We start from the raw sequence: 13,836 nt of genomic DNA on the forward strand, positions 1-13,836 counted from the left end.
AACCTCGCTACGCGGGCGCCCCCTGCGCCTGGGTACATCTCCGCCGATTGCCGCCGTGGTCGATCGCGGTGTCTCGTTCGCACTCACTCGAAAGCTCCGTACTAACTTGGGGTATCTGGATTGGGGCGGGCCTACCGCTTGGTGGGGCCTTCCGGCTCCGGTGGCGCCGGGGCGGGGCCGTCACTGCCGGCATCGTCTTGGCCGCGCCGCCGTGAGATCCGCTTGCGGGCCGCATCCCGGCGGCGGGCTATAGCGTCCTGGACCTCGTCGGGCACCGGTAGCGGTTCGGGCGCCGGCAGTTCGAGCAGGCGAGCCTCTGCGGTGAGGCGATCGAGGCGCGCCACCGCACGTTCCCAGGTATCGATGTCCTGCATCATGGTTCGGGCGACGATGCTTCGCTCGATGCGCTCGTCGGCATCCGGGCGCGCCCGCCAGGGACGTTGATCGGTGAGGTGGAGCGCCCGCTGCCACGTCCAGATCCACGGCCCCATGGCCTCTATGAGCGGTGCGAGATCCCGATCCCGAGCCGTCGCGAGGGTACCGTTGTCCACTCGCCTCGCGTAGTCGCGCGTCGCGGTCGACAGCGCGAGGAGCCGCATGCCGGAGGATCGCATCGGGGCAGCGGGCTTCCGATCTTCCTCTGTTCGAGATGGTGGGTCCGGCAAGGCTTGCGAGAGCGTAGATCGATAAGATTTGATTAAAATGCCTATTTTACGTAGCAGCATGACAAATAACCCTCCACACACGCTGTATGAGATGAGTATTTGCCTCTGAGAGGCCGGAATGTATAATGAATACCGAATTATTATACTTGTGATCATGCCATGTAATTTAGGATACAATCCAAGATAGCAATATTGTATAAAATTCTCTCTTTATCGGCGAAATCATGTTCTAACAGGTAAGCCAATGCGTTGGCGGCACTGGCGAATCGGTCAGGCAGCCAATCAAGAAACAACGCCATTCTGCGGGCGTCGCAATAATGTAATGCTAAAATCCTGAGCGCTGATTCGTGCGGATATCGCGGAGATTGGTGCCATATTCGCATGACAGCTATGGCTTGTTGTTGTATGTCCTTTCGTCAGACAAGGTCGAAGATTTGGATAAACGGGATCGCATAGGAACAATTGGGCTTCCATCCGGAGACCCATGATGTTCGACGCACTGGTTCGCCTTCTTGGCATAAGCGGGAGGCCTCGCCCTCCGGCACGCTCTGCATCGGCATCCCCGCCGGCTCAGCGATCGCGTCGCCAACGGGGTGCTCAAGCCCAGCCACTGAAGAGGCCGCCCAAATTCGCGCATGCCCCGAAAGCCGGCGCGCCTGTCTCGGGGAGGGCAGAGCCAGCCATGGCGGGCATGCCCGCCAGTTCGTTCTCCCTTCGGGAAAGCCGACCAGGGGCTCCGCCCCGTGGACCCCATGGAATAGCCGAGTTCCCGCCTGGCATCAGGATGCACGCACGATGCTTGGCGCCGGGTGCCACGCCCCCCGATAGGTCAGTGCCGACAGCCTTCGTCGAACCATTCCTCCGTCCCCACCGAGAACCGCCAGTGGGTATGCCCTCATGCGTCGCGGCGAGCCTTCAGGGCCTTTCCTACAAGAATCGATTGGACGATCCTTCGGCACAAGTATCTCATAACAAACGATTTTTTGCCTTGCGAGGTGGGGCGGGCCATGGCAATAGAGGGTGGCTGTGAGTGAATTCATCCCTGGGCCGCGCGGTCGCGGGCCGGACGGGCACGTCCCGATCAGCGAGGACCTCATCGCGGAGGAGGAGGCGCTCCGGCGCTTCGGCCACCTCCTTGAGGACAAGGAGCTGCGGCGTGCCCGCCAGGCCGGGCGCATCGGGTTCCTTCGCCGCAAGCGGCGGGTCTTCTACCGGCTCAGCGAGCTGGAGCCGTTCCTTGACGCCTTGTTGGACGAGGAGTTCGTCGCGTGCCGAAAACCCGTGGAAAAGCCCTCGCCGACGGCGTCCTCTACCGGGACGGGGACGTCTGCATCGCGCCCCTCCCGGGCGGGAGCACCCTCTACGCCTGGTGGTACGACCCGTCCTACGGAGGCGGGGACCGCCGCCGTGCTTCGCTTGGCACGGGCGATCTCAAGGTCGCCGTCGAACGATTGAGCGCCTTCAAGGACGCCGGCTTCGATCCCGCGGTTCTGAAGGCCGCGCGCCGCGGCGTCATCGTGTCCGACCGCGACCGCGATCCCCTCCTCGCCGACCTCATAGCCGACTTCCTGGAAAGCCCGGAGCACAACGGTGCGTGGACGACCGCCTCGCGCATGGCGTTCCCCACCATCGAGAGGCTGTGCTCCGAGACGCGCGTCTCGCGCCTGACGCCCGGCTTGCAGAAGGCGATCATCCGGGACGTCCACGCCCGCGGCTACGCGACGTCGACCGTCATCCACATCATGCAGTTCATCACCCGGGTCGTGAACTGGGGGGCGAACGGCGACGACGACGCGCAGATCCGATCGCTTTCGCGTCCGAAGATCATCAACACCATCTACAAGGTGTGCAAGGTTCTCGACGTGCCCGAGCCGGAGAAGCGGAACTGGCACCCTGACCCGGACGGGATGGCCCGGGTCCTTGCCCTCCTTGCCGACGACGAGCCGATGCGGCGATGGGCCCTGACGATGCTGACCTTCGCGTGCCGGGTGGAGGCCGCCCTGGAGGCCGGCGGGGCGCAGCTGCAGGGCGAGATGTTCCACCTGAATCCGCGAGGGCGCCGGCAGCGGGACACGAAGTGGCGGCCGTCGCTGCCCGTCGCATGGTCGGCACTCGCCGAGTTCCGGACCTGGGGGGAGGGCCCGTGGATCGCCGGGCTGACGGTCCAGGACGCGGGCAAGCGTCTCCGGGCTGTCGGGCAGCAGCTCGCGATGCCGGAGCTTTGCCCCTCGTGCCTGCGCGACTACGCCTCGACGGGGCTGCGCCACGCCGACGTCGACTTCCCGGTCCGCCCCGTCGACAAGGAGCACCGAGAGAAGTGGATGGGTCACCGCAAGATCGAGGACATCAGCGACGGCTACGGGCGCTTCAGGCCCGAGTTCCTGATCACGCCGCGGGTCGCCACCGAAGCGTTCCTGCGCGACCTCGACCGGAGGTCCGGCGGCGCCCTTTTCCGACAAGGCCCCGACAAGACGCCGCTGCGGGGGCTCTATCCGGCACGCCGCGAGGACGATGACGGGATCGGATATCGGCCAACGCACGCAAGGGCTTACGTGAGCCAACCGGTTTCCGACAACGACGACGATCCGGACCCGGGCGGTTCAGGGATTCAGAGTGACGTGCCCGGTGCGACCCGTGGCACGGTGGTGGTTCTCGGGGCAAAGCGGGATCAGGAGCGTGCAAATGGCTCCATTCCAGGTCCTTTCCGACAAATTGCCGACAAGCCGGGGACCGGCCAGGAGGGCCCGGAGATGGAGGCCATCCGGGCCGCGATAGCCCTGCTCGCGGAGAATGGAATCCGGCTGTTCGAGCGCGAGGTATCGGGCGGCCGGGAGGTGTTCCTGGTGGCACCGGCGGAAACTCTCGTGCCCGTCAGCGCCGTGCCCGACTTGCTGCGGCTGGCGCGACCCCGGCTGCGGTGGCCTAAGCGCCTGCCCGGCAACCCCAAGATCGGCCGTTTGGCGAGGTTGCGACCCGCGGATGCCCTCGGTAAGGCCGGCGCGCTGCCGGCCAACCTTCCCAACAGGGTCTCGATTTCCGGCCTCCACATGGTGCTGGCCGCCGGCGTGGTGTTCTGGCTCGCCCGGGCGCTCCTCGCCTTGGGCGCGGGGCTGGCGCTCGCCTGGCCGATCAAGAAGATCGCGGCCGCCCTCGCGATGGTCGGGGTCACCGGCTACTGCGCCTTCTCGGGCTGGGACCTCGCGGCCGAGCGCTCCCTGGTGATGACCCTGGTGATGCTCGGCGCGATCCTGGTCGACCGGCCGGCACTGAGCCTGCGCAACCTGGCGCTCGCAGCCCTGATCTCGCTCGCCCGCGAGCCGGAAGGGCTGCTCGGCCCGAGCTTCCAGATGTCGTTCGGGGCGGTGGCCGGGCTCATCGCCTGCGCCCGGCTGATCGACGGGCGGCTGTGGAACCCGGAGGGGGCTGGGCCGATCACGCGGGCGCTGGCCTGGTGCCTCGCCACGGTCGTCGGCACGCTCGCCACCACCCTGGTGGCGCAGGTCGCCACCGCGCCCTTCGCCACCTACCACTTCCAGACCGTGCAGCCCTTCGGCCTCGTCGGCAACGCGCTCACCCTGCCGCTGGTCTCGCTGGTGGTGATGCCCTCGGCGGTGCTCGGCATCCTGGCCTACCCCTTCGCCCTCGACCGGCCGGTCTGGTGGGCGATGGGCCTCGCCGTGCGCGGGATGATCGAGATCTCGGCCTGGATCCAGGGCTTCGACCGCGCCACCCTCGTGCTGCCGGCCTTCGGCCCGGGCGCCCTCGGGTTGATGACCCTGGCTTTGCTGCTGCTGGTGCTGCCGGTATCGGGCCTGCGCTGGCTCGGCCTCGCCCCCGGCCTCCTCGGCCTTGCCCTGGCCGGCGCACCCGAACGCCGCGACCTCTACGTCGACCGCGAGGGCGGCGGCGCGGCCCTGCGCGGGGCCGACGGGCGCCTCGTGGTGCTCGGCCGGCCCCCGGCCTTCGTGCTGGAGCAATGGCTGAAGGCCGACGGCGACGGCCGCTCCCGCGACGATCCCGGGCTGAAGGCGGGCGCCCGCTGCGACAAGCTCGGCTGCGTCGGCCACGGCCCTCGGGACGTCAGCGTCGCCCTGGTGCGCGACAAGCGCGCCTTCCCGGAGGATTGCGCCCGGGCGACCGTCGTGGTCAGCCGGCTGGAGGCGCCGCCCGGTTGCGCCGCGGCGCACATCCTCGACAGAAAGTTCCTGGCGGCGCACGGGGCGACGACCCTGCGGTTCACGGCCGAGGGCGTACGGGTCGAAACCGCCAAGCGGCCGGGGGAGACGCGGCCGTGGCGGCCGGCACCGGTGGTGAAAGTGCCTGCGCCTGCGCCGCCCGCAGCGCTGGTGCCGCGCGTGGCGCCGCAGCCGATGCAGCCCGCCGCGCCGGAGGGCGAGGAGGCAGAGGGGCAGGGTGAGCCGTGATGCTCCAATAGGCCCCTGCGGAAAGTCGACAAATTTGTCACCGTCGCATTCATGCGCAATGCGCGGCCGATCTCGCGGGTGAAAGGAGCGCTGAAGGCGTTCGGAACTTTTCCCGCCGCCGTACAGGATGAAATCCTCGACGCGCTGACCCTCGCGGCCGACGGAGCGATGCCCGCCACGGCGAAGACGTTCGAAGGCGTTGAAGGCCTCACCACCCGCGACGCCGAGGCGGCGACGGGGGTGGCGCACAGCGAGTTCTCCCGCATCCGCTAGGCGCAGCTGCGCCGCTTCACCCTCGACCGGCCGATGACCATCCTGGGGAAGCTGGACGGCGACCTGGAGGTGAGGCTGGTGGTGCGGACCCGCCGCGGCGAGGCTCGCCCGGCCTGACCGGACGGAGCCCGGTCAGGCCTCATATCGACGCTACGGCATCAGCCGCAGCGCATCGGCGAAGAAGTCGGGCCCGCCGAAATTGCCCGATTTGAGCGCCAGCCACATGTCCCGGTCTGTGGTGCGCAGGACCGGCACGCCGGCGGCGATCTCGGGGCCGACCCGGAAGGCCGGGAGCCCGAGACGGTCGACCACCGCGCCGGAGGTCTCGCCCCCCGCCACCACCAGCCGGCGCACCCCGCGGGCGACCAGCCCCTCGGCGATCCGCGCCATCGCGGCCTCGATGGCGTGGCCGGCGGCATCGCGGCCGTACTGCGCCTGGACCGCGGCCACCTCGTCGGGGCCGGCGCTGCTGGCGATCAGCACCGGACCGTCACCGATCCGCTCCATCGCCCAGGCCAGGGCCGCGCCGGCCTCGTCCTCGCCGGCGAGCAGCCGCGCCGGATCGAGGCGGCGCACGGGCATCGCCGCCTCGGCCCGGGCGATCTGCCCGAGCGTCGCCTGCGAGCAGCTGCCGGCGAGGCAGGCCGCCGGGCCGCCGATCGGCTTCCCGAGATCGCTCTCGGCCGCCGCCGGAGCGACGCGGCCGGCCGCCACGAGCGCGCGGGCGAGGCCTAAACCCAGTCCCGAGGCGCCGGTCGAGACCTTGCGGGTCAGGGCGGCGGCGCCCAGCACCGCGAGGTCGCGGTCGAGCACCGCATCGGCGATCGCCGCACCCTTGCCCTCGCGGGCGAGCGCGTCGAGCTGGGCGCTCACGGCCTCCGCGCCTTGCGCCACCGTCGCGAGATCGATCAGCCCGACCTCCGCCCGGCTCTGGCGCGCCAGCACCCGCACGAGGTTCGAATCCCGCATCGGGTTGAGCGGGTGATCCTTGAGCGGGCTCTCATGGAGCGGCACCGCGCCGACGAAGAGATGGCCGAGATAGACCGTGCGCGCCGTCTCCGGGAAGGCCGGGGTGACGAGGGCGACCGCCTCGCCGGCATCCACACGCAGCGCGTCCGTCACCGGGCCGATATTGCCGGCATCAGTGGAGTCGAAGGTCGAGCAGACCTTGAACAGGAGGTGGCCGGCGCCCCTGGCGTTGAGCCACGCCGCAGCCTCGCGCGAGCGCGCCACCGCCTCCTCCGCGGGGATCGACCGGCTCTTGAGCGAGACCACCACGGCATCGACCTCGGGCAGCGCGAGATCGTCCGCCGGCACCCCGATGGTCTGGACCGTGCGCAGGCCCGCCTTGGTGAGCGTGTTGGCGAGGTCGGAGGCGCCGGTATAGTCGTCGGCGATGCAGCCCAGCGCCAGGGTCATGATGCGCGTGCTCCCTTGTAGGGGGCGAACCAGCCGAGCCCTTCGCGCGTGCCGGCCCGCGGGTTGTACTCGCAGCCGATGAAGCCGTCATAGCCGAGCCGGTCGAGCTCGGCGAACAGGAAGGCGTCGTTCATCTCGCCGCTGCCGGGCTCGTGCCGCTCCGGCACGCTCGCGGTCTGGACGTGACCGATCATCGGCATCAGCTCGCGCAGGCGCATCGTCACGTCGCCGTGCAGGATCTGGCAGTGGTAGAGGTCGAATTGTAGCTTCAGGTTCGGCAGCGCCAGGTCGCGGATCAGGTCGGCGGCGAAGCCGAAGTCGTTGAGGAAGTAGCCCGGCATGTTGCGGGCATTGATCGGCTCGAGGACGAGGTCGAGGCCTTCCTGCTGCAGGCGCTCCGCGGTCCAGGTGACGGCCCGGCGGTACGAGTCCTGCGCTTGTCGGTCGGCGCGGTCGGCCATGCCGGCCATCAGGTGCAGGCGCTTCACGCCCGTCGCGCGGGCGTAACCGAGCGCCGTCTCGACGCCGCCCTTCAGCTCCTCGAAGCGCCCGGGGAACGCCGCGAGGCCGCGCTCGCCGGCGGCCCAGTCGCCGGGCGGCAGGTTGAACAGGGCCTGCGTCAGGCCGTGCGCCTTCAACCGCTCGCCGACCGCCTCGGGCGGGTGGTCGTAGGGAAACAGGAACTCGACGGCCTCGAACCCGGCCTCGGCGGCCTGCGCGAAACGGTCGAGGAACGGGACTTCGGTGAACATCAGGGTCAGATTCGCGGCGAAGCGCGGCATGAATGTCCTCCCTTGATCGGCGCGCCGGCGCCCTGGCGGGCCTGCTTCCTCGGGCTGCCGGAGCCGTCCGAACAGGCCATTCGGTGACGGTTTCCCTCCGCGTCATCCCGGGGGCCGCGAAGCGGAACCCGGGATCCATGAACCCTGAGCTTTCAGGATGAGGTGGAACGGTGCCCGCCCTGCCCTGCACCGTCAGCGGCCATGGATCCCGGGTTCCCGCCGTCAGCGAGCCCCGGGATGACGCGGAGGGCTTCAGTCCAGTTGCGTGTCCATCAAGACGTCGAGGCCGTCCCACCCGGCAGCGCCGTCCCGGTCACCTGCGCGTAGATCCGCGCCACCGACGCGTCGTCGTCGCGGCCCATGCCGGCGCCGGCGGCCATCAGGAACATCTGGAGCGCGGCCGCCGCCACCGGCACCGGGAATTTCTGGGACCTGGCCATGTCCTGCACGATGCCGAGATCCTTGACGAAGATGTCGACAGCGCTGCGCGGCGCGTAATCGCCGTCCAGCACGTGCGGCATCCGGTTCTCGAACATCCAGGAATTGCCGGCCGAGGCGGTGATGACCTCGTAGACCTTGCGCAGATCGAGCCCCTGGCGGGCCGCGAAGGCCATCGCCTCGCTCGCCGCGGCGATGTGCACCCCGGCCAAGAGCTGGTTGATCATCTTGAAGGCCGCGCCCTGGCCGGCGGCATCGCCGAGCTCGTAGAGCTTGGCCGCCATGGCGTCGAGGGCGGGCCTCGCCGCCGCGAAGGCAGCCGCGTTGCCCGAAGCGAGGATCGTCAATTCGCCCTGCGCGGCGCGCTGGGCACCGCCGCTGATCGGCGCGTCGAGATAGTGGCGGCCGGTGGCCTCCAGACGGGCGGCGAGGCGACGGGCGATCTCCGGGTCCATCGTGGCGCAGGAGACGAACACCGCGCCTTCCGGCATCGCCGCGGCGACGCCGTCCGGCCCGAACAGCACCGCCTCGGTCTGGGCCGCGTTGACGACGACGCAGACCACGATTCCGGCCTCCGCCGCGGCGTCCGCCGGGCTCGCGGCGCCACGGCCGCCCTCGGCCGAGAAGCGCGCCACGTTGTCGGGCACGACGTCGCTGCCGGAAACGTCGAGGCCGGCCCGGCGCAGGGCCTGCGCCATGCCGTAACCCATCGAGCCGAGACCGATCACCGCGACGCGGGCGGGTGTGTCGCTCATGCGCTTTCCTCCCTTCGGGCCGCTCGCACAGCCCGTGCGGGCCCTGACCGACCCGAACCTGCGCGATCTGTCGCCGCGCCACCGTCCCAAGCTCTAGCACCGATTTGGCAGCGCTGCCAATCCGGATCATGGATCCGTTGAGCCGGCCCGGGAACCATGACATCGTGGCGCTCCCGAGCGTCCGTGACAAGGTGCCGGGTCGAGACGGGAGGGCGGATGGACGAGGGGGGCAAGGAGGTCTTCGCGGCCGAGGACGAGGGCTTGCGGGACGGGATCGGCCGGCGCCCGATCACCCTGGCTGACGTCGCCCGCGAGGCGCGGGTCGGCGAGAGCACGGTGTCGCGGGTCCTGCGCAGCCACGGCTCGTTCTCGGAGAAGACCCGGGCCCGGGTCGAGGCGGCGGTGGCGCGTCTCGGCTACGTGCCGAACCGCATCGCCGGGACGCTGGCCTCCACCGGCTCCCGGCTGATCGGCATCGTCATCCCCTCGCTCACCAACATCGTCTTCCCGGACCTCCTGCGCGGCGCGACGGCGGCCCTGGACCAGGAGGGCTTCCAGTCGGTCATCGCCGTCACCGATTACGACCAGGACCGCGAGGAGGCGGTGGTCGACTCGCTCCTGAGCTGGCGCCCGGCCGGGCTGATCGTCACCGGGCTCGAGCACAATCCGGGCACGCGGCGCCGGCTCATGGCCAGCGGCGTGCGGGTGGCCGAGCTCCTCGACACCGACGGGCCGGGGCTCGACATCGTGGTCGGCTATTCCAACCGCGCGGCCGGCGAGGCGAGCGCCCGCCACCTCGCCGGCCGCGGCTATCGCCGCATCGGCTATATCGGCCACGACCTGACCAAGGACAGGCGCGCCGCCAAGCGCTACGCGGGTTTTCGCGAGGGTCTGGGCGCGGCCGGGCTCGCGCTCGCCGGCGAGGAGCGGGTGGCGAGCCCGTCCTCGGTCGAGGCCGGCCGGCACGGGCTGGAGGCCCTGCTGGCGCGGGTGCCGGACCTCGACGCGGCCTATTTCTCGAACGACGACATGGCGCTCGGCGGCTACTTCCACTGTCTCGCCCACGGCATCGCGGTGCCGGGACGGCTGGCCCTGTTCGGCTATAACGGCCTCGATGTCGGCCGGCTGATGCCGCAGCCGCTTGCCACCATCCGCACCCCGCGGGTCGAGGCCGGCGCGACGGCGGCCCGGCTCCTCTGCACCGGGGGGCCGGCGACGGTGGTGGATCTCGGCTTCGAGCTGATCGAGGGAGCGACGGCGTGACGGATGTATCGACCAAGAGCGAATCGGCCCTGCGCGAGGCGATCTGCCGCTTCGGCCGCTCGCTGTTCGAGCGCGGCCTGACGCCGGGCTCGTCGGGCAACATCTCGCTGCGCCTCGACGACGGCGGCTGGCTGGTGACGCCGACCAACGCCTCGCTCGGCTTCCTCGACCCCGCCCGGATCTCCCGCCTCGACCGCGACGGGCGGCTCCTGTCGGGCGACAAGCCCACCAAGGAGATCCCGCTCCACGGCGCCCTCTACGACAGCCGGGCGGAGGCCCGGGCGATCGTCCATCTCCACTCCACCCACGCCGTCGCCGTCTCGATGCTGCCGGAGGTCGACCCCCGCGCGGTGCTGCCGCCGCTGACCCCCTACAGCCTGATGCGGGCCGGGGCCGTGGCGCTGGTGCCGTATTACCGACCCGGCGACCCGGCGGTGGCGGATGCGATCCGGGGCCTGGCCGGGCACTATTCCTCGGTGCTGCTCGCCAATCACGGGCCCGTGGTCGCCGGCGACACCCTGGAGGCGGCGGTCTTCGCCACCGAGGAGCTGGAGGAGACCGCCAAGCTCTACCTGCTCCTGCGCAACCTCAACCCGCGCCACCTGACCCCGGCGCAGGTGCAGGACCTGGTGGCGCATTTCGGCCTGACGCTGCCGGAGCATGGGCACGAGCATTGATGGCTCGCTTGACGAGCCCCGACAGCCTTAACACAACGGGGTCATTCCGGGGCCGCGTAGCCGAGCCCGGAATGACCGGAAGAGTGTCAAGACTGTCGCGCAAGGCAAGCAGAGTCTTATGCCATCGCGCTTTCGCATCGACACGTCGATGCGAAAGCGTCCGGCGCATCAGCGCCGGCGCCCGTTCGGGCTTAGCCAGCCGCTTTGAACGAGTCCGTTCGAAGGCGCGGCGGTATTATCTTTCTATTCTAACCGAGACGGCGGATCACTGCGATCATGGCTGACGATTCCGCCTGGGTGACTACCGACAAGGCGCTCTTCTCGTCCCTCCCGGGCGGACGGGCCGTGATCGACTGGTTCGGATTCTGCCCGAGCTTCCACGATGCCACCCTGGAAAGCATCACCATCGCGAATGGCAGCGCGTCACTCACGCTCAGGGCGTTCCGAATAACGGATCGGACCGACGAGACAGGTTGTTTCATCCTCGATCGGCACACGCAGGTGGTCATCCGTCTGCGCCACGTCACCGGGCTGAGCCTGGCTGGCGACGCAATGTCCATCATCTCGGAACTGACGGTCCGACGCCTGCCCGCGACTCCGGACCGATCCGAATGGCCGACCTGCGAAGGGCCCGCAGACGGCGACATCGAGGTTGCGTTCGGCACCTCGATCGGTCTCACCGGATCGCTCTATGCGAAGGAAGTAGAATTCGAGCTTCTGCCTGCCGGATAATCAGCGTAGCGCGAGAAGACTCGGAAGATTTCCGGCCCTGGCGCTCCCAAGGGGACTCGAACCCCTGTTTTCGCCGTGAGAGGGCGACGTCCTGGACCGCTAGACGATGGGAGCTTGCCGGGCGGGATGGCGGCGGTATAGCGACGGGCCTGGACGGGCACAAGCCCGAAATCGTATCCCGGCGACGTTTTCGACCGAGGCGTCTGGAGTGGTGGTTTTGAGCGAGGCTGACGTGCGGGACGGCGTGATCCCGCCGGGGGAGGGGAGCGAGCGCCTGGACCGGGCCCTGGCGCGGCTGTGGCCGGATCTGTCGCGCAGCCGCCTGCAGGCGCTGATCCGCGACGGGCAGGTGACCCTGGAGGGCGCCGCCGCCGGCGACCCCTCCGCCAAGGTGGTGGGCGGCCAGCGCGTCGCCGTGACGGTGCCGCCGCCGCGCCCGGCCGAGCCGGAGCCGGAGGCCCGCGACCTCGCGGTCGTCCACGAGGACGACGACCTGATCGTGATCGACAAGCCGGCCGGGCTCGTCGTGCATCCGGGCGCCGGCAACGACAGGGGCACGCTCGTCAACGCGCTGCTCGCCCATTGCGGCGCCAGCCTGTCGGGCATCGGCGGGGTCGCGCGGCCGGGCATCGTCCACCGCCTCGACAAGGACACGACCGGCCTGATGGTGGTGGCGAAGACCGACCTCGCCCACCAGGACCTCTCGGCGCAATTCGCCGATCACGGCCGCACCGGGCCGCTGGAGCGGGCCTACCTGGCCCTGGTCTGGGGCCTGCCCGCTCCCGCCACCGGCACGATCGACGCCGCGCTCGCGCGCTCGGAGCGCAACCGGGAGAAGATCGTGGTGGTGCGCGAGGGCCGTGGCCGCCACGCGATCACCCATTACCGCCTGGAGGCCGCGCTCGGGACGCAGGAGCCGGTGGGGCTGGTGCGCTGCCGGCTCGAGACCGGGCGCACCCACCAGATCCGCGTGCATCTGGCGCATCGCGGCCATCCCCTGCTCGGGGATGCGGTCTACGGCGCGGCGTTCCGCACCAAGGCGAATCGCTTGGGAGCGGAGGCCCGCGCGGCGCTCGACGCGCTCGGACGCCAGGCGCTGCACGCGGCTCTGCTCGGCTTCCGCCATCCCCGCACGGGCGAATCCTTACGCTTCGAGAGCCCGCCGCCGGCCGACATGGCCCGGCTGATCGCGGCGCTGACGCCCTGAAACGCCCGGTCCGGCGCGCCTGACGGAGGTTTGTAAGACCTTGGCGGGACGAAAACCCCCGCCCCGGACGTCTCATTGACGGGGGCGGGCCCGCGGCTCACCCTGCGGCAGTGCGGCACCGCACGCGGCGAACCGCCACGGCAGCACAAAACGCCGCTTCACGCGTTAGTCGCGACACCCGTCGCTACCCGGCCGGACGGCTCTCTGCTATGGTGGCAGATCGAACGACCGGCCAACGGGAGGTCGTTCGCGCTCGCCCATGTCTTGCGGGGAGCTTTGAGGAGGTTGGAATGGCTGCTGCACTTCCCGTGCTCGCCAACGAAGGGGGCCTGTCGCGCTACCTCGACGAGATCCGCCGGTTTCCGATGCTGGAGCCGACGGAGGAATACATGCTCGCCAAGAGCTGGCGCGAGCACGGTGACCGCGATGCCGCCCACAAGCTCGTGACCTCCCACCTGCGGCTCGTGGCCAAGATCGCCATGGGCTATCGCGGCTACGGCCTGCCGATCGGCGAGGTGGTGTCCGAGGGCAATGTCGGCCTGATGCAGGCCGTCAAGCGCTTCGACCCCGACAAGGGCTTCCGCCTCGCCACCTATGCGATGTGGTGGATCAAGGCGGCGATTCAAGAATATATTCTGCGCTCGTGGTCGCTCGTGAAGATGGGCACGACCGCGAACCAGAAGAAGCTGTTCTTCAACCTGCGCAAGGCCAAGGGCCGGATCTCCGCCCTCGACGAGGGCGACCTGCGCCCCGACCAGGTCAAGCAGATCGCCACCCGCCTCGGGGTCCCCGAGCAGGACGTGATCGACATGAACCGCCGCCTCGGCGGCGACGCATCGCTCAACGCGCCCTTGCGCGAGGAGGGCGAGGGCGAGTGGCAGGACTGGCTCGTCGACGACAGCCCGACGCAGGAGACCGTGCTCGCCCGCGAGGAGGAGGGGCAGAACCGCCTCGCCGCCCTCAAGGACGCCCTCGGCGTGCTCAACCCGCGCGAGCGCCGGATCTTCGAGGCCCGCCGCCTCGCCGACGACCCGATCACGCTGGAGGACCTGTCGAGCGAGTTCGGCGTCTCCCGCGAGCGGGTGCGGCAGATCGAGGTGCGGGCCTTCGAGAAGGTCCAGGATGCGGTGAAGCGCAACCTCGCCACCCGCGAGGCGCCGCGGGCGGGGGTGCCGGCATAGGGAAGCCGGCACCGGCCCTC

The 13,836-nt window shown here is 70.0% G+C and carries 10 protein-coding genes, 1 tRNA gene and 1 pseudogene; 7 read left to right on the forward strand and 5 right to left on the reverse strand.

Going from position 1 to position 13,836, the window contains the following annotated elements:
* Positions 1-131: 131 nt before the first annotated feature.
* Positions 132-599 carry a hypothetical protein gene (locus DA075_RS13505; protein ID WP_099953681.1) on the reverse strand — a complete coding sequence of 156 codons (468 nt, stop codon included), beginning with the start codon at positions 597-599 and terminating at the stop codon, positions 132-134.
* A 3,074-nt stretch (positions 600-3,673) separates the two neighbouring features.
* Between DA075_RS13505 and DA075_RS13515 the strand changes: the two are divergent.
* Positions 3,674-5,089 (forward strand): annotated as a pseudogene (locus DA075_RS13515) (ComEC/Rec2 family competence protein); the annotation flags it as partial.
* A gap of 51 nt (positions 5,090-5,140) precedes the next feature.
* A complete protein-coding gene (locus DA075_RS13520; RefSeq protein ID WP_099953683.1) occupies positions 5,141-5,362 on the forward strand; it encodes a hypothetical protein in 222 nt (73 codons plus the stop codon).
* Between the two features lie 150 nt (positions 5,363-5,512).
* Here DA075_RS13520 and otnK read toward each other — a convergent pair whose 3' ends face one another.
* The 3 genes from otnK to ltnD form a co-directional block, all read right to left on the reverse strand.
* A complete protein-coding gene (otnK, locus tag DA075_RS13525) occupies positions 5,513-6,781 on the reverse strand; it encodes a 3-oxo-tetronate kinase (RefSeq protein ID WP_099953684.1) in 1,269 nt (422 codons plus the stop codon).
* Complete coding sequence (gene otnI / locus DA075_RS13530) at positions 6,778-7,563, reverse strand: 2-oxo-tetronate isomerase (RefSeq protein WP_099953685.1); 786 nt, start codon at positions 7,561-7,563, stop codon at positions 6,778-6,780. The genes otnK and otnI overlap by 4 nt, the downstream gene beginning before the upstream one ends.
* A 272-nt stretch (positions 7,564-7,835) precedes the next feature.
* Positions 7,836-8,756 carry an L-threonate dehydrogenase gene (ltnD, locus tag DA075_RS13535; RefSeq protein ID WP_099953686.1) on the reverse strand — a complete coding sequence of 307 codons (921 nt, stop codon included), beginning with the start codon at positions 8,754-8,756 and terminating at the stop codon, positions 7,836-7,838.
* Positions 8,757-8,972: 216 nt separating this feature from the next.
* Here ltnD and DA075_RS13540 point away from each other — a divergent pair, with 216 nt between their 5' ends.
* The 3 genes from DA075_RS13540 (at position 8,973) to DA075_RS13550 (ending at position 11,428) form a co-directional block, all read left to right on the forward strand.
* Positions 8,973-10,019, forward strand: a complete 1,047-nt coding sequence (locus tag DA075_RS13540; RefSeq protein WP_099953687.1) for a LacI family DNA-binding transcriptional regulator — start codon at positions 8,973-8,975, stop codon at positions 10,017-10,019.
* The gene (gene otnC / locus DA075_RS13545) at positions 10,016-10,696 is read left to right on the forward strand and encodes a 3-oxo-tetronate 4-phosphate decarboxylase (RefSeq protein ID WP_099953688.1); all 681 of its coding nucleotides are present in this window, start codon (positions 10,016-10,018) and stop codon (positions 10,694-10,696) included. Before DA075_RS13540 ends, otnC begins: the two co-directional genes overlap by 4 nt.
* Positions 10,697-10,972: 276 nt before the next feature.
* The gene (locus DA075_RS13550) at positions 10,973-11,428 is read left to right on the forward strand and encodes a hypothetical protein (protein ID WP_099953689.1); all 456 of its coding nucleotides are present in this window, start codon (positions 10,973-10,975) and stop codon (positions 11,426-11,428) included.
* A 38-nt stretch (positions 11,429-11,466) separates the two neighbouring features.
* Here DA075_RS13550 and DA075_RS13555 read toward each other — a convergent pair.
* Positions 11,467-11,542 (reverse strand) — tRNA-Glu (locus tag DA075_RS13555).
* 103 nt (positions 11,543-11,645) lie between these two features.
* Here DA075_RS13555 and DA075_RS13560 point away from each other — a divergent pair.
* Positions 11,646-12,635 carry an RluA family pseudouridine synthase gene (locus tag DA075_RS13560; protein ID WP_420813142.1) on the forward strand — a complete coding sequence of 330 codons (990 nt, stop codon included), beginning with the start codon at positions 11,646-11,648 and terminating at the stop codon, positions 12,633-12,635.
* A gap of 290 nt (positions 12,636-12,925) precedes the next feature.
* Positions 12,926-13,816 carry an RNA polymerase sigma factor RpoH gene (gene rpoH / locus DA075_RS13565; protein WP_048447606.1) on the forward strand — a complete coding sequence of 297 codons (891 nt, stop codon included), beginning with the start codon at positions 12,926-12,928 and terminating at the stop codon, positions 13,814-13,816.
* Positions 13,817-13,836: the final 20 nt, after the last annotated feature.

It is taken from the genome of Methylobacterium currus, assembly GCF_003058325.1.
GTDB classification, from domain to species: Bacteria; Pseudomonadota; Alphaproteobacteria; order Rhizobiales; family Beijerinckiaceae; genus Methylobacterium; species Methylobacterium currus.